A 22,292-nucleotide genomic window follows, 5' to 3' on the forward strand; every position below is an offset into this window, starting at 1 on the left:
AAGAAAAAAAATATGCTTTTATTTTCCGTTTAGTTTTTTAATTAAATCAGTTTCATCTTTTCGGTAAGGTGTTCCATCCTGATTAAAAATTTCGTGAAACCATTCAATAGGCTCACTTCCATCGGCAAGTGGAGTATCCCAAGCGTATTTTGTATTCGTTTTACCTGCTACAAAGCCCCAGTTTATTGCCGCAACATTTTCTTTTTTTAGTAACGGAAGGATATTTGAAAATCGGCTGTTTCGTGTACGTGCCATGTATTCAGTACAAATTAATGGGCGACCGCTAGCTTTCAGTAAATCGATGGTGCGTTGATGCCATTCAGGTGCTTCGTAATTGTGGTAACTTATCACATCCGAATTTAGAAGCTGAATCTCATTTAGCTTTTCAAAATCCCAACTCCACAAACCTATTGTTATTGGTTGACTTGGGTTAACTGCCCTTGCCCAGCTTATCGTTTTGGTTAGTAAAGGTATGCTGGTTTCAAGTTTTCCGCTATTTCCAGGTTCATTGTATAAATCCCACAAAAGCACTCGCTTATCATTAGCAAAACGCTTTAAAACTGCTTTCACATAAATTTCCAATTCAGGAAAATTAGCTTCTTCTTTATAAGCTGGGTCACCTGGATCTTGTAACCAACCAGAATTGTGAATGCCAGTTTTGGGCTCTGGTTGTTTTCCAATTGTCGAAGTTTTGTTCCAACAATCATCAAAAAACACAAACATTGGTGTAATCTGATGTTTCTCTGCGATGGTTAAAAACTGATCCATTCTTTTCAAAAACCCTTGTGGATCTTGCTTGTAGGCTTTGCTGTATAAAAACACCCTTAAAGTGTTAAAACCAATGCTGTTTGCCCAACCCAATTCTTTATCAATTACTTGCGGAGAAAAGGTATCCGCTTGCCACATTTCGAGTTGGTTAATGGCATTTGCAGGAATGTAATTGGCACCAGTGAGCCACTTATGATTTTTATACCAAGCATTTGCCTTTTCAATAGACCAAACCTGACCTAAAACCTTTTTATCTTGTTGCGAGAAAGCATTAGCAGTAACAAAAATTAATAACAGGATTGCAGGTAACGTGTGTTTTATGCGCATTGTATATAAATTAATTTGAAGGAATATTAAGCTTTACACCTGTTTTAACCGGCAAACCAAAATTAGGCGTACCATCTGAATTCCAGGTAAATTTTTGCGCCCGTGGCGACCGAAAGCCACCACAACCTTGCCCCGGCTTATCATTTGCATGGTATAAAATCCAGTCTTCGTTACCATCAGGCGATTTAAAAAATGAATTATGTCCAACAGCGTACACGCCATTTTCTACAGATGATTTAAATACGGGTTTATCATGTTTTACCCAATTAAGGGGATTCATAAAATCATCATTAACATTGGCTGTTAACATGCCTAAAGCATAAAAATCTGTCCAGCAGCCACTTGCTGAATATATGATAAAAATTTTGTTGTTATGCACCAAAAATTGTGGCCCTTCATTTACATCCACATGTGGAGGATTACCTGCTGAATTTAAATCTCCATGTTTTTCCCAATCGTATTTTGGTGAAGAAATTTTAACACGATCAGAATTAATTGTCCACGGGTTTTTCATGGTAGCCATAAAAATTTCCTGCTTCCCGTTGGCATCACCTTCCCATCCCGACCAAACCATGTATAACTTATCATTTATAAAAATGATATCACCATCAATAGCCCACTTATTGGTTTTATCTGCAACTTGCCCTTTAAATATCCATTCGCCAAGCATTGGGTCTGCCGATGAATTTTCTAGAACATACATTCGGTGGTTTTCATTTTTGCCATCATCAGCCGCAAAATATGCATACCACTTGCCTTGTATAAACATTACTTCAGGCGCCCAAATGCTTTTAGAATATGGTCCGCTTGCAGGTGCTTTCCAAATTGTTTTCTTCGGCGCATCCTTTAAATCGGCTAGGTTTTTAATTTTCCATAAATCAATTCGGTTACCAGTTGTATGCGTGTAATAGTAATATCCATCTTTAAAAAAACTATACGGATCGGCACCAGCTGGCAATAACGGATTTGAAAATGTTTGCGAAAAAACGTTGGCAAAAGAGAAAACAAATAATAAAATGGATAATGATTCACGCATAATTTGGTTAGGTATCTCAATTTATACTTCTATAAACTGATTTTTTTTCAAATATGATGGATTTAATATTTTAGGTTGACTGAAATCGTATCATTATTTCTTCATTTTGTGTCTTTTTATGTAGCGGTGATGATTGCTACACGAATGTAAGCTACCTTTTGCAAATCTTCTCAATAATTCCACTTTTTGTTTCAAGTTTTAAATTTTTACCGATACCGTATTGAGTTTGATATCTTTGAAATAGCATATGATTTTAAGACTGTTAATTCTAACCATTTTATTTTTTACCGTAAGGTTTTCTGCCGCCCAGCCCTATTATTTTAGGCATTACCAGGTTGAAAATGGTTTATCGCACAACACGGTTTTCTGTAGTGCACAAGATGGTAGTGGTTTTATGTGGTTTGGCACTAAAGATGGTTTAAATAGATTTGATGGATATCAGTTTAAAACTTATCGCTTCGATGCTGAAAAAGCTGGAAGTTTAGGTAACGATTTGATTTACGCTTTGCACAATGATGCCAAAAACCGTTTATGGGTTGGCACAAACAGCGGTGTTTATTTATATCTACCGCAGCATGAAAGTTTTGAAATTGTAAAAGGCACTGAAAACCTTCGTATAAATGACATGGCTACCGATACCAGAGGAAATCTCTGGATTGTGGCCCTCGGCAGAACTCTGATATACAACATTAATAAAAAAGCACTTTCCCAATTTAATGATAAAGCCAAATTTGTTGCTACTTCTGTATCAGCAATGAAAGATGGAAGCATTTGGATAAGCACCCTACAAGGCACCATCGAAGAATATGATTTTACAAATAAAAAATTTCGCTCGCATTACGTAATGAGCAAATTGAACCCGAACGAAAATAGCTGGGCTACTAAAGTACGTGATGCCGGGAATAACACTATTCTCATTGGTACGGCTAATCAGGGAATCAAACTTTTCGATCGTAAAACCTTTAAAACAAAAGAATTATTGGTTTTCAATGCTGATAAAACTTCAATCTATGTAAGAGATATTTATCAAGCTGCTAAAAACGAATTTTGGATTGCTACTGAATCGGGGATTTACATTTATGCAAATCAGAGAATTACCCGGCTTAGGAAACAATATGGAAATGCATATTCATTATCAGACGAGGCAATTTATTCTGTTTATCAGGATAGAGAAAAAGGTATATGGGTTGGAACCTATTTTGGTGGCATAAATTATTACTCCAGTCAATACGCTCTTTTTACCAAATATTTCCCCCAAAAGGAAGTGAACGCTTTGAGTGGAAGCGATGTAAGGGAAATATGCAAAGATGCCTATGGAAACCTGTGGATAGGAACTGAAGATGCGGGATTAAATATGCTCAACACCAAGACAGGACAATTCACTAATTTCTTTCCCGATGGTAAATCGAGCAGCATTTCTTACTCCAACATTCATGGTTTACTGGTAGATGATGATAAATTATGGATTGGAACCTTCGAACACGGACTTGATGTGCTTGATATTAAAACAAAAAAGGTTGTAAAACATTATACCGCTGGCAATAAAAGCGGATTAAAAACGGGGTTTGTCGTAACCTTTTGTAAAACTAAAGGTGGAGAAATTTTATTGGCCACAATAACGGGTCTTTACCGATACAATAGGCAAAAAGACAACTTCGAACCTATTGAAGGCTTACCAACTGTTTTTTACGAAGTACTTACAGAGGATAGCAAAGGAAACATTTGGGCAGGTACTTTTGATAGCGGAATAATTCGTTTCAAACCAGGTAAACCCGGATTTATCCAATATAAAAACAACCCTAAAAATAACAATTCCTTAAGCCATAATACGGTAAATGGAATATACGAAGATAGTAAACAGAACATTTGGGTTAGCACCGATGGTGGCGGCTTAAATTTGTTTGACGCTAAAAATGAAACTTTTAAGCATATAACAGTAAAAGATGGCCTACCCAGCAATTTTCTCTTTAAAATAATGGAAGATGAAGAAGGTAAATTATGGATGGGTAGCACACGCGGCTTAATCCATTTTAACCCGGTAAATCGTTCTATTAAAGTTTATTCTAAATCTAACGGATTACTAACAGACCAATTCAACTATAATTCTGGTTTTAAAGCAGATGATGGAAGACTGTATTTTGGTAGCGTTCGCGGTTTAATAAGTTTTCTGCCTGGTGAATTAAAAAATTTTAATTTCAAATCCCCGGTTCAAATTACCGGTTTTCAGATAGATGGTGCAGATGAAAAACAAGATAATTTGGTTATACCACAATCTATCCTTTATACAAAGAAGATTATTCTGAATGATGCACAATCGTCATTCAGTGTCGATTTTGCGGCTATAAATTATACGGCTCCTGATATGACACAATACGCCTATCGGATGAAAGGATTAAGCGATAAATGGAATTACCTGAAAACCAATAGAAAGGTATATTTTACTAAGCTGTCCGCCGGGAATTATGTTTTCGAGGTAAAGGCATTGCTTAACGGAAGCGATAATTGGACAGAAAACAACCCCCAAATATCGATAAAAATTCTTCCGCCAATTTATCAAAGTACTTTAGCATACGTTATTTATGGAATTGTAATTGCTTTAACGGTACTCTATCTGATAAAAACCTACCACAAGAAAATGGAAAATCGTAGTCAACGGAGAATGGAGCGATTTGAAAACCAAAAAGAGAAAGAAATTTACCAAGCCAAAATCGAATTTTTCACCAACATAGCGCATGAAATTAGAACACCACTTACCTTAATAAAAGCGCCAATGGAAAAAATTATTAAGCAGGCATCTGGAGTTCCGTTTATAGAAAAAAATTTACGCACTATGGAACGAAATACAGATCGGCTTTTTAATCTTACCAACCAATTGCTCGATTTTAGAAAAACTGAAGTAAATGGCTTTTCTCTCAATTTTGTAAATGCGAACATCTCTGATATTTTACTGGAAATATTTGAAGTTTTCCAGCCTGTTGCTGATGCAAAGGGCTTTAGTTATAAGCTTTACCTACCCGATAAAAAACTTTTTGCCTATGTTGATACAGAGGCCTTTTATAAAATTATGAGTAACCTTATTGATAACGCTTTAAAATACAGTGAGCAATTGATAGAAATAAAACTAAATTTTGAAGCTAGCAATGCAGAATTTTTCACTGTATCAGTTACAAATGATGGCTTACCCATTCAGGCAGAGCTTCGGGAGAAAATATTCGAGCCGTTTTTCAGGGCTACTGAAAACCAGTTTAAACAAGGTACAGGTATTGGTTTGTCTTTATCAAAGGCACTAACAGAATTACACGGAGGAAATTTGTTTGCTTCGCTAGATGAGAGGGAGCAAAATATTTTTATCCTGCAATTGCCTATTCATCAACTTTTCGAATTTGATTTAAAAGGAAAATGGAAAAAACAATAATGAGTGATATTGAAGTATTAGAAGAAAAATTCGTAATTCTTGTTGTAGATGATGAACTGGAAATGCTTGAATTTATCGCAGATGACTTAGGAGAGCATTATAGGGTTTTAACTGCAGAAAATGGCGTTCAGGCATTAGAAATTTTAAACCATGAAATTGTTCAGCTGGTAATTAGTGATGTTATGATGCCGGAAATGGATGGCTATCAACTCTGTGAAAAGATGAAATCGAGTATGGAGTACAGCCACATTCCATTTATCTTGTTAACGGCGAAAAATAGTTTGCAATCTAAAATAGCAGGATTGGAGATGGGCGCTGATGCATATATTGAAAAACCCTTTTCTATCGATTTTTTAAATGCACAGGTTTCTTCCCTAATTAAAAACAGGAGTAAAATAAAAGCCTACTTCGCAAGTTCTCCACTAATACATATTAAAACAATGGCTTATTCAAAGGCCGAAGAACTCTTCCTAGAGAAATTGCAAAATCTGATTAACAAACAATTAGATAACCCCGATTTGGATGTAGAACATCTTGCCGACCATATGAATATGAGCCGGCCTACTTTGTATAGAAAAATTAAATCCATCTCAAACCTAAGTCCCAACGAACTGATAAATATTGCAAGGTTAAAGCGGGCAGCAGAATTATTAAGCGAAGGCATTTTAAAAATATATGAAATTTCTGAACAGGTTGGTTACAGTTCTCAAAACCACTTTGGCAGAAACTTTTCTAAACAATTTGGGATGTCGCCAACTGAATACATTCAATCTAAAACGTTAAAGAAATAAGCTTAAGCTAATATTAATTTGTCCTATAACAAATGAGTTATAATTCGTTATCCATTTAACTGCATATCTTCTACTTGTAAACTTGAGTTCGATTCTTAATTATCCGTCACATTATTAATAAGCTTGTTTTTTTTAGTTTGCGTCACCCTGAATTCATTTCAGGGTCTTTTATGCAAGAAAGATGCTGAAGTAAATTCAGCAGGACGTCTCGTAAAAGCAATACGGCGATGAAACAGTAAAATATTAAGTTTAAGAATTGAAATCAGGTATAAATTCTTTTGAACCACCTGAAGTGAGAAAAAATATACATTTTCCAATTAAATTTTGATACTATTTGACGACAAATTGAAACAATTTGGTAAATGGAGATGCTGTAGATAACTCTACCTTGTAAACAGATTTTCAGCAAGTTAATGAGGCTGCTTATTCTACCAAACTAAGAAACAATAAAACCCTAATAGTTCAAGTATCCCAAATCTGATTTTAGATTAATTATTACGTTTCCCTTTTCAAACTGCGATTCGTAATCTTTCATCCTAATCAAATTTAACCTAACCAAATGTATATGAAAAAAAAGCTACCCATCGGGATTGCCAATGCAATTCGAAGGTCGAGATGGCTCCTTGCAGCATTTATCATCGCCGGCCAACCCTCTTTTGCACGTATTTATAAAGAAACAAATCCACCCAAAGAATTTTCTTTAGCCATTCCAATTACCGGTAAAGTAACTGATTCGAAAGGATTGCCAATTCCTGGTGTTATTGTTAGTGAAAAAGAAACATCCAACCGCACCGTAACTGATGAGAATGGTTTATACAAGCTCGAAGTAAGTAGCCCATCTTCAGTGCTTGTATTTGCTTTCATTGGCTTTAATAATCAGGAAGTAAAAGCAGGAGATAAAAGGCAGATAAACATTACACTTGCCGATGATGTTCGCTCTCTAAATGATGTAATTGTTGTGGGTTACGGCACACTTCGCGAAAAAGAAGTGAGTAGTGCCATTACCCATTTAGGTGCAAAAGATTTACTTTCGGTAGGTGGTAATGGTGCTTTAATGTCGTTACAAGGCAAAGTTGCGGGTTTAAGTGTGGTAAATACAGCAACCGGCGACCCAAATTCTTCACCTAGTATTCAACTACGTGGTGTATCATCTAGAAACGCAGGTTTAGGTCCGCTGTACATTGTAGATGGAATTCCGGGAGGAAATATAGACAACATCAACCAGAATGATATCGCTTCCATAGATATTTTGAAAGGTGGAGCAGCATCAGCCATTTATGGTACTCGAGGCAGCAATGGTGTTATTTTAATTACCACGAAAAAAGGTTCCTCTCAAGCTCAAATGAATTACAATAATTATTTCTCTTTTGATGTTCCTACAAACAAAGTCAATATTCTTTCGGCCGATGATTTTATCGCGAATAAAAGAGGTTTTGATTATGGTGCACGAACAGACTGGCAAGATGAAATCACCAAAAAGTATGCTTTTTCTCAACGTCATAATCTATCAGCATCAGGCGGTAGCGCCCGCACAAATTATTACATCTCAGGCGATTATAGAAATGCTGAAGGTATTGATGTTCGCTCCTCAAAAACTGAGTACGGTGCAAGGGTAAATGTTACCCACACGCCAGAAAATAATTTATACACCTTGGCTTTAAATATTGCGCCACGTTATTTGAAAAGCAATAATGCAGATTACGGTGGTTTTGCTCAAGCTTTAACGCTAAATCCAACGCAGCCAATATTAAATCAAACCAATGGCAACCTTTACTACTACACCACAAATGGTATTACAAATCCATACAATCCTGTTGAAGAGGTAAATACCGTTTTAAGCGGTACGGAAGGAAAATATCTGGATTGGAATGGTTCATTTAAACTTAACATTATCAAAGATTGGAGTACCCAGTTAATGGTAAGTCAATCGAATACCAGTTTTTTAAGTTTTTATTTCCGACCATCAACCAATACAAATGCTATTGCCTCTAATGGTGGTCGCAACTCGGCTTCTAGAATCTACTCAAACAATGATACCAAAAACTTAGAGTGGACAACCAATTATGCACTTGACATAAAAAAGCATTCGTTTAAATTATTAGGCGGATATTCTTACGCCTATTTTAACAATCAAGGTCTTTCTGGTTCTAATTCGCAATTTCCAACTGATGTTTTTACTTATAATAATTTAGGAGCGGGTTTATATAATCTTGTTGCAGGGCAAAATAATGTAGGCAGTTATCAAAACGATTCCAGACTAATTGCACTTTTCGGCAGGTTAAATTATAGCTTTAATGATGAAGTATTCGTATCTGCAAGTTTAAGACGTGAAGGTTCTTCAAAGTTCGGGCAAGATAACAAGTGGGGTAATTTTCCTGCTATATCAGCCGCCTGGGATTTAAGTCAGCAACCCGTAATTAAATCTTTAAGCTGGATTAATAACCTAAAAATAAGAGCTGATTATGGTGTAACGGGTAATCAGGATTTTGGCAACTATTTATCTTTAGATACCTACACAGGTTATGGCTATTACTTATACAATGGCACTTATTATCAGGTTTATGGTCCAAGCCAAAATACCAATTACGATTTAAGATGGGAAACTGCTGCCAATTACAACTTTGGTTTAGACTTCTCTTTATTTAGTAACCGATTAAGCGGAAGCATTAATTATTACATAAGACAAAACAAAGATTTACTAGGTTATTACAATGTACCAATTCCGCCAAATGTACAAGGTTCTATCTATGCAAATGTTGGTTCTATGCAAAACTCAGGCATCGAATTGCAGCTTTCTGGTACGCCAATAAAGACAGATAATTTCAGCTACGAAATATCGCTTGCCGGAGCAACTTTAGAGAACAAATTTGTTTCGTTTTCAAACGATACTTATAAAGGGCAAACATTTTTAGATGTAGTAGGTTTACCTGCTCCAGGCAGCCCGGGAACCATACAGCGATTGGAAGAAGGCCGTAGAATTGGTAGTTTTTACATGTTAAAATCTGCCGGGTATGATACATTTGGACGCTTGCTGGTATATAATAAAGCAGGCGATATTATAGCGGCCAACACATCAAAAAATGAAGATAAGCAATACGTTGGCAATGGACTTCCAAAATTTACACTGAGTTTAGGTAATACATTTCGTTATAAAAACTTTGATGCTTCTGTATTTTTAAGAGGTGCTTTTGGTTACAGCATATTTAATACAAATGCATTCTACATCGGTACTCCGGCTACAACAACCGGTACAAACGTACTTCAATCAGCTTACGATGGTGGCAAATATTCTAAACTTACCAATGGCAGCACACTCGCATCTGCTTCAGATTATTTTCTTGAAAAAGGAGATTACTTGAAAATTGACAATGTTAGTTTCGGTTACACCTTCACTGCAAAATCAAAATATGTTAAATCGGTAAGAGCATTTGTAACCGGAAGAAACCTTTACACTTTCACTAAATATACAGGTGGCGACCCGGAAGCTACATCTATTAATGGGCTGTATCCTGGTGCAAGTAGTTCTTTAAACTACTATCCATCAACCATGCAATTACTTGGTGGTTTGCAGGTGAGTTTTTAATTTAAAAAATATCAAAATGAAATTTACTCAGACACATAAAAATATACTGGTAATAAGCATCCTAGTTGGAGGTTTATCACTAGGGAGTTGTACAAAACTCGAAGAGAAACCTTATGATATCATCACATCAAAAAATTTCCTTCAAACAAAGGATGATGTGATACGAGATTTCCTCAGACCATTTGAACATGGTTACTACACCATTCAAAGCACTTATGCACCACAAGAAAATTCATCGGATGAACTGATGACGCCAAACAGACAGGGAGATTGGTTTGATGGCGGTATTTTTCAACGTATGCACAACCATACCTGGACAAAAACTGATGATTACACCAGCAATATGTGGAATGATTTATATCAGGGAATTGCATTGGCAACAAACTCTATTGAAGATATTGAGGCGATTACAGACCTTGGCAAATTTAATATGACTGCCGCAGAGCAAGCTGATTTTATCGCTGAACTTAAAACTTTAAGGGCATGGTTTTACATTCGATTATTAGATACTTACAGAAATATTGAAATCATCACCAAAGTTAAAGGAGAAAATAAAGGTAAAGAGCAATCTACCCCGCAAGAAACTTTTAATTTTATAGAAAGTGAACTTTTACAAGCCGTTCCAAACTTACCAACCAACACCGCACTTGGTGCAAACGGCCTTGGCAGATGGACAAAAGGTGCTGCCATGTCTTTATTATCAAGACTTTATTTAAATGCAAAGGTGTACACCGGTCAGGATAAGTTTGCACAATGTGCCACAGTTTGCCAGGATATTATTGATGGAAAATATGGCACTTACAATATCGAAAGTAGATGGGATGCGCCATTTGATTATAACAATGGTACATCAACAGAAAACTTGTTTGCTTTTCCATCATCATTCGGATACACACATTGGCAATATACAAGTGGCATGTATTTCTGGAGCTTTCCGGTAAACACACCTCAATATTTTGGCTTTACGGATTTTGGAAACATGAATCCAAAATTTTCGCTTCAACCCGGAAGAGACATTAATGATGTTGAGTTAACAACCGCATTGGGCAAGCCATTTGTTAAGTTTCAGAAATATGCGGATGATGTACGATTAAAAAAATATAAAAATTTAGGTGGAAGTAAACGCGAAGGAATGTTTTTATTTAGATACTTACCCTATAGAAATGCAAGTGGAAACACTGTAAACGTTGAAGGTACAAAAGGCTACACATTATATATTAGAGATGCAGTTGGTTATTTTTTAAACACGCCTCCCGGAGTTGCTCCTGCTGATAAAGAATCGAATATGAACCATGCAGATCAAAATTCCGGTATCCCATCAGTAAAATATCCATGGTATCCATCTGATGATGCGAATAAAATCGCTTCAAACTATGCTGAAATTCGTTTGGCAGAAATTTATTATGCACTTGCAGAATGTAAATATAGGGCTGGAGATAAAGCCGGAGCTAGTGTTTTGTTAAACCGGGTTCGCTCTCGGTACTACCCTGCTGGCTCACCAAGTTTGTACAAAACAGATGGAAGCAGCTTAACCGACCAGGAAATGCTTGATGAATGGGGACGTGAATTTTTAACCGAAGGACGTAGAAGAACAGACTTGATTCGTTGGGGAGTTTTTACAAAAGGAATTTGGTGGGATAAACAGCCCGATGCAGATAATCATACTGAAATTTTTCCTATCGGTGAAAACGTTTTAAACATAAATCCTCAGTTAAAACAAAATCCTGGATATTAATTAAACAAGCTAGCATTTTAAAAAATGAAAACAACAAGTATAAAATATAACCCTAGCAAGCTGTATGTGATGTACAGTTTGCTATTAATTGGTGCAAGCATTTTACTCTCTTCTTGCAAAAAAGAACTAAAAGCATCAGATCCTTTACCGCTAATTTATTCGAATGTTTATATCATTGGTGATGCAAGTCCGGCTTTGTGGAATATTGATGCTGCTATCAAAATGACGGTCAATCCAGCAAACAAGACACAATTTACTTGGACAGGACCACTAACCGCAGGTGAAATTAAATTTGCCACTCAAAAAAGTTTTTCATCTGATTTTTTCGTAGCAGCAACCGCAAGTCAGAGTGTTTCGAACAATAAAGCACAAATTGCCTTAAGTGGAAACCCTGATATTAAATGGAAACTTAGTGCTGCAGAAGCGGGTACTTATCAAATCACTGTTGATATGAATGCTGTTACCGTAACGTTCAAAAAACAATAATAAATAAGTTTTACGCTCATTATTAATTACAAAAAAGCTTTTTAAGGTAACTTAAAAGGCTTTTTTTATGCTTATAGCTTTAGCGAAACCATTAATCCGAGCATAAGCTAAATTCCTTAAGTAAACGATTTCTTAAATAATAATCGTATAAATAACGTTTATTATAGTAAAATTTTTATTTTTACTTAAAGATTCTCACCAAATATGCTTTTTATGAAATCAAAATATACCGCAAATAGTATATTCTTCGCATCGTTATCCTTAATATTAATCGGCCTATCTCCTATTAATCTAAAAGCACAAACCACTAAAACCATAAAAATTAACATCGATAATTCAATTGCAAAAGTGCAACCGAATATGTGGGGCGTTTTTTTTGAAGACATTAATTTTGGTGCCGATGGTGGAATATATGCTGAGTTAATCAAAAACCGTTCTTTCGAATTTGCTAAACCTTTAATGGGTTGGACCATACAACGGGCAAAGGCAAATGAAGGCGAAATTCTGATTGTAAATCGCAAAGAAGCAAATATAGCCAACCCGAGGTATGTGCAAATTAATACTGAAAAGGGCAATTTTGGCTTAAGTAATGAAGGCTTTAAAGGCATTGGTGTAAAAAAAGGAGTTCGCTATGATTTCTCTGTAATGTACCGCCAACCAGTTGCAGCTATAAAACTTCGCTTGCAGTTAATATCATCAGATAATAAAATAATCGGCGAAGGAAGTTTGACGCCCGAAAAATCCGGAAGCGAATGGAACAAACAAACTGCAAGTTTTACAGCTACCGAAACAGATGCAAAAGCAAGATTTGTAGTATTATTTGATGGAAAAGGAAAAATTGATTTAGATATGATTTCCTTGTTCCCGGGTGATACCTGGAAAAATAGACCACAAGGTTTAAGGAAAGATATGGTTAAGATTTTGGCTGATATGAAACCGGGGTTTATTCGTTTTCCGGGTGGCTGTATTGTAGAAGGAACTGACCTTGCAAACCGCTATCAATGGAAAAAAACCATTGGCCCAATTGAAGAAAGACAGCTCTTGATGAACCGCTGGAATGTAGAATTTGCGCATCGCCCGGCATCAGATTATTACCAAAGCTTTGGATTAGGCTTTTTCGAATATTTTCAGCTTGCAGAAGATATTGGTTCTGATGCACTACCTATTTTAAATTGCGGAATGGCATGCCAATTTAATACTGGTGAAGTTGTTGCTTTGGATGAATTGGATCCTTATGTTCAGGATGCTTTAGATTTAATTGAATTTGCCAATGGCGATACGAACACGACTTGGGGTAAAAAGAGAGCAGAATTAGGGCACCCAAAACCATTTAATTTAAAAATGATGGGTGTTGGAAATGAAAACTGGGGACCACAATACCTGGAGCGGTTAGCCATTTTTACCAAAGCGATAAAAGCAAAGTATCCGGATTTTAAAATTATAAACAGCTCTGGTACCGACCCAGAAGGAGAAAGATTTAATGCGTTAAATACGTCATTACGCAGTACAAACGCAGATTTTATCGACGAACATTATTATCGCCCTGCAGATTGGTTTTTGAAAAATGCTGGTAGATATGATAACTACCCAAGAAATGATACGAAAGTATTTGTTGGTGAATATGCCGTACACGCGGATAAAAGCTTAACAGGTAGCAGCAAAAATAATTGGGAAAGTGCTTTGGCTTCTGCATCGTTAATGACAGGGCTTGAAAGAAATGCGGATGTTGTACAAATGGCATCTTACGCTCCACTTTTTGCCCATATCGATGCCTGGCAATGGGCTCCTGATATGATTTGGGTTGATAATTTAAATTGCTATGGCACACCAGATTATTATGTTCAAAAACTTTTCTCCACAAATAAAGGCACCGATGTTATCGCTGCAAAATTGGATGGTAAAAATATCATCGGGCAAGATGGCTTATATGCATCAGCAGTTGGCGACAACATAAGTAAAGAAGTTATTATTAAAATATCGAATACAACCAACAAAGCTCAAAACATAAACTTCGATTTAGAAGGTAAAAAGAGCTTAAAAAGCAAAGGATATGTTGATGAATTGGCTAGTGAAAATTTAAATCAGCTAAACTCATTCGAAAATCCTAACGCTGTAAGTCCTAAACGAAATGCTATTGTTGTAAAAAACAAAAAATTGGCTATCACTTTAAAGCCATACTCTTTTAACGTTATCACAATTCCATTTACCAAATAATTGCTTAATGAAAAAACTATCGCTATTCTTTATTGCTCTATGTTTCATCAAATTTGTCAATGCCCAAAGTGAGGTAAACCTAAACATTAAACAGGCGGGCGAACAAATCATCAGCAAACACATTTACGGTCATTTTTCTGAGCATTTGGGTCGGTGTATTTATGATGGTTTTTGGGTTGATGAAAATTCTCCAATCCCTAACAAAGGCCGAATAAGGCTTGATGTTGTTGATGCGCTAAAGAAAATAAACATACCAAACCTACGTTGGCCAGGTGGTTGCTTTGCAGATGAATACCATTGGAGAGATGGAATTGGCCCAAGAAACCAACGCCCGAAAATGGTCAATACAAACTGGGGCGGTGTAACGGAAGACAATAGTTTTGGCACACATGAATTTCTGGAGCTCTGCGATATGTTAAACTGCGAACCATACATTGCAGGTAATGTTGGTAGTGGTACGGTTGAAGAAATGGCAAAATGGGTAGAGTATTTAAACTTTGATGGCGTTAGTCCGATGGCAACCATACGTGCACAAAACGGAAGAGAAAAGCCCTGGAAAGTTACTTTTTGGGGTGTTGGCAACGAAAGTTGGGGTTGCGGCGGACACATGACGCCTGCTTATTATTCTGATTTATACAAACGATACGCTACCTACGCCAGAGATTATGCCGGTGCGCCATTAAAAAGAATAGCTAGTGGTGCCAATGCCGATGATTACAATTGGACAGAAACTTCTATGAAAGCAATTGGTTCGAGAATGTGGGGACTTACTTTACATTATTACACCATACCAACCAATAATTGGAAAGCTAAAGGTTCTGCAACGAATTTTGATGAAGAACAATATTTCAACACCATGAAAAATTGCTTGAAAATGGAAGAACTGGTAACCAAGCATTCAGCAATAATGGATAAATATGATCCAAATAAAAAAGTAGCCCTTGTTGTGGATGAATGGGGAATTTGGACCGATGTTGAGCCAGGAACAAACCCGGGATTTTTGTATCAACAAAATAGCCTTCGCGATGCATTAATTGCAGGTACAACGCTTAACATTTTCAATAACCATTCAGACCGTGTAAAAATGGCCAACCTGGCGCAAACGGTAAATGTTTTGCAGGCACTTATTCTTACAGAAAAAGATAAAATGCTCCTCACGCCTACTTACCACATTTTCGATTTATTTAAAGTTCATCAAGATGCAAAATACTTACCCATAACATTTAACAGCCCGGAATATGGCTTTGGAAATGCTAAAATCCCGGCGCTAAATGTATCTGCTTCTCAGGATTCAACAGGAGCAGTTCATATATCGTTAGTTAATTTAGACCCAAAAAATAAAATTTCAATTAGTACGGATTTAAACGGACTAAAATGGAAAACCGTAACCGGACAAGTATTAACCTCTGTAAAAATTACAGACATTAACACATTTTCAAATCCTGATAAAGTTCATAATGCCAAGTTTACAGGCGCAAAAAAATCTGGTAATCTGTTAAAAATTGATATGCCATCACAATCCGTAGTTGTACTCGAATTAAAATAAGAAATGATAAAAAAATACCACATATTGCTGTTCATGCTTACTTTGGCAGCATCTCAAATAACTAAAGCTCAGTCGAGTATTACCATTTCAAGTCCTGATAATACGATTAAAGCAGATGTCTTTATTAAAAATGGACAAGCCTATTATTCCATAAAAAAAGGAACAGAATTGGTTTTGCAGAAATCTAACCTTGGGCTAATCCGGGCAGATGAAGACCTATCAAAAAAACTGTCGCTAATCTCAGTATCTAAAAATGAATTGATTAAAGATTCTTATGTACTTAAAAATTCAAAACGCCTAAACCATAACTACGTTGCAAATAAAAAGATAATTCATTTAAAAAATTCGGCGGGTAATAAAATTGATGTTATTTTCCAGGTATCTGATGATGGAGTTGCTTTCAGGTATTATTTTCCTGAAAAAGGTGATAAAATCAAAAGCATAACCGATGAAATAACATCATTCCATTTTTTTAAAGAAACAAAAGCCTGGATGCAGCCCATGTCTGTAGCGAAAACCGGATGGGAAAGTACCAATCCATCTTATGAAGAATATTATCAAAAAGAAATAAATGTTGGCACACTGGCACCAACCAATGCAGGTTGGGTTTATCCTGCCCTTTTCAAATATAAAAATACGTGGTTGTTAATTTCAGAATCTGGTTTAGATGAAAATTATTGCGCCACCCGATTAGAATCTAAATCAGAAAATGGAAACTACAAAGTTGGCTTTCCAGATAAAAGAGAGGCTTTTACAGGTCAAAATGTAAATCCCGAATCTAAACTTCCCTGGTTTACACCCTGGAGAATTATAGCAATAGGCAATCTAAAAAAAATTACTGAATCAACCTTGGGTACAGATTTAGCTTATCCTGCAAAATCAAATATAAAGCCCGAATTATTTAAAATGGGCAAAGCTTCTTGGAGTTGGATAATGTTGAAAGACAGCTCAATTACATACAATACTCAGAAAAAATACATTGATTTTGCTGCCGAAATGAAATGGGAATACACGCTAATTGATGTAGATTGGGATACAAAAATTGGCTATGAAAAAATGCAGGATTTAGCCAATTACGCGAAGCAAAAAAATGTTGATTTACTGTTGTGGTACAACTCTGCCGGGGATTGGAATACCGTAAAATACACACCAAAAAATAAACTTACCACACACGAAAACCGACTTAAAGAATTTGCTCTTTTGCAAAAAATGGGTATTAAAGGCATCAAAGTAGATTTTTTTGGTGGCGATGGACAATCCATGATTAAATATTACCTGGAATTGTTTGAAGATGCTGCTCGTTTTAATTTGAGCGTTAATTGTCATGGAGCAACATTACCAAGAGGTTGGCAAAGAACTTATCCTAACCTGATGACAATGGAATCGATTAAAGGTATGGAGTTTATCACTTTTAAACAAGAAAATGCAGATGAAGAACCGATGCATGCCACGACAATTCCATTTACCAGAAACGTTTTCGACCCGATGGATTTTACACCAATGCGTTTATACGAAATCGACAAAATAAATAAGAAAACAACGAGTGCTTTTGAACTTGCATTACCTGTAATTTTCCAATCTGGTGTGCAACATTTAGCCGAGGCACCTGATGGAATGGTTAGAATGCCAGCTTTCGTTAAATCCTTTCTACAAGAATTTCCGACCAGTTGGGCAGAAACCAAACTTATAGATGGCTATCCCGGAAAATTTGTAGTAATGGCCCGGAAAGCAGGAAACAAATGGTATATCGCTGGCATAAATGGCGAAAACAATGCTAAAACCATAACTCTAAAGTTAGCAGATTTTGGCGCTAAAAACGCAAAATTGATAGAAGATGGAAATGAGAAATATTCTTTTAAAGAAAGTGATATTAAAACTAATACAAATAAACAAGTTACCATGAAACCTTTCGGTGGATTTGTAATGGTAATCGAATAGAAAAACATGAAAAAAATACTAATTACTTGTGCCTTATGCCTCTTTATCTTACTAAATGGAGTGGCACAATCAAAGAAATCCATTCATCTATTTGCATATTTTAAAGATAATGGACAAGATGGTTTACATTATGCATATAGCACCGATGCTTACAATTGGACTGCATTGAAAAATGATGAATCATTCCTTACACCGACCGTAAGTAAAGATAAATTAATGAGAGATCCATGTATTTTGCGTGGTGAAGATGGACTTTTTCACATGGTGTGGACGGTTAGTTGGAAATCTAACGGAATTGGTTATGCAAGTTCCAAAGATTTAATCAACTGGAGCGAACAGCAATTTTTACCCGTTATGGAAAAGGAAGAGGGCGTAGGAAATACATGGGCACCGGAAATTACTTATGATAAGAAAACCAAAACGTACATGATTTATTGGTCGAGTACGATTAAAGGAAAATTTCCTGAAACTTTATTAAAGAAGGATGACACCAACAACAACAGAATTTATTTTACAACTACGGAAGATTTCAAAACCTTTTCGCCTACAAAATTACTTTACGAGCCCGGATTTAATGTAATCGATGCATCTATTGTTAATGACAACGATAAATTCGTTATGTTTTTAAAAGATGAAACGAAAGAACCCATTCAGAAAAATATCAAAATAGCATTTAGCGATAATTTAACCGGACCATACACTACAGCTAGCGCACCAATTACTGGCAATTATTGGGCTGAAGGTCCAACATCAGTAAAAATTGGAGATGATTGGTTAGTGTATTTTGATAAATATACCGAACACAAATATGGCGCAATAAAATCTACTGATTTAAAGAATTGGGTAGATGTTTCAGATAATATTTCGCTACCAAAAGGTTTAAGGCATGGAACCATTTTCAAGATAAAAAAGCGAGAACTTCGCAAATTACAAAAGCTTTAATTTTTAGTTTTTTGTAAAGAAGATATTCTTTTACTCAATCAAGGTCTGTGTACTTAGAGAAAATTTATATGATTTTTGTTTCGGTCTGTGAGGAATCACACCGAGGATGATGAATAAATATATCCTTAACTGAACCATGGTCTGTGTCCCCACAGACCATTGACATAATCTCAGGTTTATTCAATAGCCACACAAACCCAATAGTTCAACCATGGTCTGTGTCCCCACAGACCATTAACATAATCTGAGTTTTATTCAATAGCCACACAAACCCGATAGTATTTGAACTTAATCGTTTAAGTAAATAAAACCGAACTAAAATTGCTGTTTACCACATCAAAACTGCAACTTTAAAGCCAATAAAGATTTTTAACCAAATGAATTTCATTACCAAATTTTTAGCAAGAATATTTATTTTAAGTCTGTTTCCTTTCTTGGGTTTTGCACAACAATCTAAAAATTTTCCATTTAACGATGCAAAATTACCCATTGAAAAAAGACTTGATGATGTTATAAAACGCTTAACGATTGATGAAAAAATAGGAATGCTTTCTGAAACTTCAGCAGCGGTAGAACGACTTGGTATTGATAAATATTTTTATGGAAATGAAGGATTACATGGTGTAATGCGTCCTGGTAAATTCACCGTTTTTCCGCAATCCATAGCTTTGGCTGCATCTTGGAATCCAACTTTAATAAATAGTGTAGCAACGGCAATATCTGATGAAGCACGTGGTAAATGGAATGAACTAAATAAAGGAAAAAATCAAAACGCACCATTTAGCGATTTATTAACGTTGTGGTCACCTACCATAAACATGGCCCGCGACCCACGATGGGGAAGAACCGCAGAAACCTACGGAGAAGATCCATTTCTTACCTCACGTTTTGCAGTAGCTTATATCAAAGGTTTACAAGGCAACGACCCAAACTACATAAAAGTGGTTGCTACGCCAAAGCATTTAGCAGCTAATAATGAAGAAAATAATCGGCTGTCAGCAAATTCCATCGTTTCCGAAAAAACTTTAAGAGAATACTATCTTCCTGCTTTTAAAAGTAGTGTTGTAGAAGGCAACGCACAAAGCATCATGTCATCTTATAACAAAGTAAACTGGATTCCATCTACAGCAAGTAAATGGTTGCTAACGGATGTACTTCGTAAAGAATGGGGCTTTGACGGTTACGTAGTGAGCGATTGTGGTGCAGCTTGTAACATCTTTACCAAACATCAATTCACAGCCTCTATGGAAGAAGCCGCAGCTGCCGCTCTTAAAGCCGGTATGGATATGGAATGTGCTGCAGGTTGTAATCTGATAAAGGAATATTTAAAATTAGCATGGCAAAAAAAGCTTGTTACAGATGAAGAATTAAACAACTCGGTAAGAAACGTATTAAGGGTTCGCATTCGCCTCGGCTTATTTGATAAAACCGGTAACGGTGTTTATGATAATATTAGTCCAAAAGTAATTGGAAGTGAAGAACACCAAAAACTGGCATTAAAAGCTGCTCAAGAAAGTATTGTACTCTTGAAAAACAATAAAAATATTTTACCGCTGAAACTATCAGATTTAAAATCTATCGCAGTGGTTGGTCATAATGCTGATATTAATGTTTTTGGAGGTTACAGTGGTGTTCCAGTTAATACGCCAATTACGCCTTTACAAGGGATAAAAAATGCTGTGGGAGATGCTGTTAAAATAAATTATGCTCCTACTAAATTAGATCTTTTTAATGTAGAAATGATTCCATCTGATGAACTTCAGGCTGCTAATGGGCAGCACGGACTTGATGCGGAATATTTCGATAATAAATTTTTAGAAGGAACTCCTAAAAAAAGAATAGATCCACAGGTAAATTTTAACACGAAGGAGAATCCACCTGACCCATTTATTCCGGCAGGTAAAAAATCTATGCGTTGGACGGGTTGGTTGGTGCCATCAAAAAGTGGTGAATATACTTTGGCTGTAAGTTCTGACGATGGTTCTAGAGCTTGGTTTGATGGTAAACAAGTTACGAATAGCTGGAAAGACAGGGGTGAAATTTTAGATAGCTTTAGAGTTACTCTAGTAGCAGGAAAAAAATATGCCGTTAAAATTGAATATTATGATACCGGAAATGATGCAGTTTGCAGATTTTGGTGGCGTACACCGTTTGCAAAAGATAAAGTTTACACGGCCCAAATTGATGCTGCCAAAAAAAGTGATGTAGTAGTTGCGGTTATTGGCAGCGGACTTTATAATGAGCGTGAAGGGCATGACAAAGAAAATTTAGAGCTTCCGGGCGACCAAATGGCGATGCTTAAAGCTGTTTACCAAGCTAACCCAAATGTTGTAGTGGTTATGGTAACTGGCAGTCAACATACTATTTGTTGGATTAAAGAAAATATTCCAGGTATTGTGAACATTTACTTTGGTGGCGAACAGGCAGGAAATGCAATTGCCTCAGTTCTTTTTGGTAAATATAATCCTTCCGGAAAATTGCCCCTCACCTATTACGAAAGTTTAGATAAAGTGCCTGCAATGAATAGATATGAGATTAATGAAGGCCGAACGTATATGTATTATCCCGGCAAACCCCTTTATGAATTTGGATACGGATTAAGTTACACAACTTTCAAATACGAAAACTTACAAGTTAAAAGAACAATAGAAAATGGCAAAAAGCAAATTTCTGTTGAAGTGGAAATTGTAAATACAGGAAATATTGATGGAGAAGAAGTAGTACAACTTTACACCAGTTATCCCGATTCACAGCATGAAGTTCCTTTAAAACAATTAAAAGGTTTTAAAAAGGTATTTGTAGCTAGAGGACAAAAAACAAAAGTTGATTTGAAAGTTAATGAAGATGATATTTCCTTCTGGTCAATCGAAAAAGGCTGGCAACCTGAGCAAGGTAAGGTTATGATAAATGTTGGTTCTTCTTCTAAAGATATCAGATTGAATTCGGTTGTCGATTTAAGTAAATAGAAACAATTAATAAGCTGTGTTTTTTAGTAACGTCACCCTGAATTTTGCTCCTCGGTCTATGTCCTCACAGACCGAAAAAGCATTCAAAAATATAATGGTCTGTGGTGACACAGACCATGGAATGACTGCTTTTTTTTGTTACGTCACCCTGAATTTATTTCATGATCTTTTTCGCAGGAAAGATGCTGAAATAAATTCAGCAAGACGTTTCGTACAAGCAATACTGCTATAAAACAGCGAACTTATAAAGTTTAAGAATCGAACTCAAGTAAATAGTTTGGCAACAATTAATCCCCTGTTTGTGTTTCCACAGACCGAAAAAACATTCAACATTTAAATGGCCTGTGAGGATCAGACCATTGAAGACGTAAATAATAATTTATAAATTTTAGAAGAGCAATACCTCAAGCTTCTATTAATGTTCGTCCCGCTATCTCTTCAAGTCCTCATCCTCGTTCCTCGGCTTCCGGTCTTTCCGCTCTATCGGGTCTAATTAAATCTGTTTCTGCAAGTATTAAAGGTTGCGGATAAATGAGCTACCGTCA

12 protein-coding genes are annotated in these 22,292 nt (G+C 36.1%); 10 read left to right on the forward strand and 2 right to left on the reverse strand.

Annotated elements, in window-relative coordinates; genetic code table 11:
* Positions 1-18: 18 nt before the first annotated feature.
* Entirely contained in the window at positions 19-1,095 is a 1,077-nt protein-coding gene (locus D7004_RS01260; RefSeq protein ID WP_123204056.1) for a glycoside hydrolase family 2 TIM barrel-domain containing protein, read from the reverse strand.
* A 10-nt stretch (positions 1,096-1,105) separates the two neighbouring features.
* Entirely contained in the window at positions 1,106-2,131 is a 1,026-nt protein-coding gene (locus D7004_RS01265) for a glycoside hydrolase family 43 protein (protein ID WP_123204057.1), read from the reverse strand.
* Between the two features lie 247 nt (positions 2,132-2,378).
* Between D7004_RS01265 and D7004_RS01270 the strand changes: the two genes are divergently transcribed.
* The 10 genes from D7004_RS01270 (at position 2,379) to D7004_RS01315 (ending at position 21,747) form a co-directional block, all read left to right on the forward strand.
* Complete coding sequence (locus tag D7004_RS01270; protein WP_123204058.1) at positions 2,379-5,546, forward strand: ligand-binding sensor domain-containing protein; 3,168 nt, start codon at positions 2,379-2,381, stop codon at positions 5,544-5,546.
* Entirely contained in the window at positions 5,531-6,337 is an 807-nt protein-coding gene (locus D7004_RS01275; protein WP_123204059.1) for a response regulator transcription factor, read from the forward strand. Before D7004_RS01270 ends, D7004_RS01275 begins: the two co-directional genes overlap by 16 nt.
* A gap of 565 nt (positions 6,338-6,902) precedes the next feature.
* The gene (locus D7004_RS01280; RefSeq protein WP_208646771.1) at positions 6,903-9,920 is read left to right on the forward strand and encodes a SusC/RagA family TonB-linked outer membrane protein; all 3,018 of its coding nucleotides are present in this window, start codon (positions 6,903-6,905) and stop codon (positions 9,918-9,920) included.
* A gap of 16 nt (positions 9,921-9,936) precedes the next feature.
* Positions 9,937-11,655, forward strand: a complete 1,719-nt coding sequence (locus D7004_RS01285) for a RagB/SusD family nutrient uptake outer membrane protein (RefSeq protein ID WP_123204061.1) — start codon at positions 9,937-9,939, stop codon at positions 11,653-11,655.
* A 24-nt stretch (positions 11,656-11,679) separates the two neighbouring features.
* A complete protein-coding gene (locus D7004_RS01290; RefSeq protein WP_123204062.1) occupies positions 11,680-12,141 on the forward strand; it encodes a SusF/SusE family outer membrane protein in 462 nt (153 codons plus the stop codon).
* 213 nt (positions 12,142-12,354) lie between these two features.
* On the forward strand, positions 12,355-14,355 hold the full coding sequence (locus tag D7004_RS01295) for an alpha-L-arabinofuranosidase C-terminal domain-containing protein (protein ID WP_123204063.1): 2,001 nt from the start codon (positions 12,355-12,357) through the stop codon (positions 14,353-14,355).
* Between the two features lie 7 nt (positions 14,356-14,362).
* Positions 14,363-15,901, forward strand: coding sequence for an alpha-N-arabinofuranosidase (locus D7004_RS01300; protein ID WP_123204064.1), 1,539 nt, complete (start codon positions 14,363-14,365; stop codon positions 15,899-15,901).
* A gap of 3 nt (positions 15,902-15,904) precedes the next feature.
* A complete protein-coding gene (locus tag D7004_RS01305) occupies positions 15,905-17,839 on the forward strand; it encodes a glycoside hydrolase family 97 protein (protein WP_123204065.1) in 1,935 nt (644 codons plus the stop codon).
* A 6-nt stretch (positions 17,840-17,845) separates the two neighbouring features.
* Positions 17,846-18,781, forward strand: coding sequence for a glycoside hydrolase family 43 protein (locus D7004_RS01310; protein WP_123204066.1), 936 nt, complete (start codon positions 17,846-17,848; stop codon positions 18,779-18,781).
* 377 nt (positions 18,782-19,158) lie between these two features.
* Positions 19,159-21,747, forward strand: a complete 2,589-nt coding sequence (locus D7004_RS01315) for a glycoside hydrolase family 3 protein (protein ID WP_123204067.1) — start codon at positions 19,159-19,161, stop codon at positions 21,745-21,747.
* Positions 21,748-22,292: the final 545 nt, after the last annotated feature.

Origin of the sequence: Pedobacter jejuensis (assembly GCF_003725795.1) — a bacterium.
GTDB lineage: Bacteria > Bacteroidota > Bacteroidia > Sphingobacteriales > Sphingobacteriaceae > Pedobacter > Pedobacter jejuensis.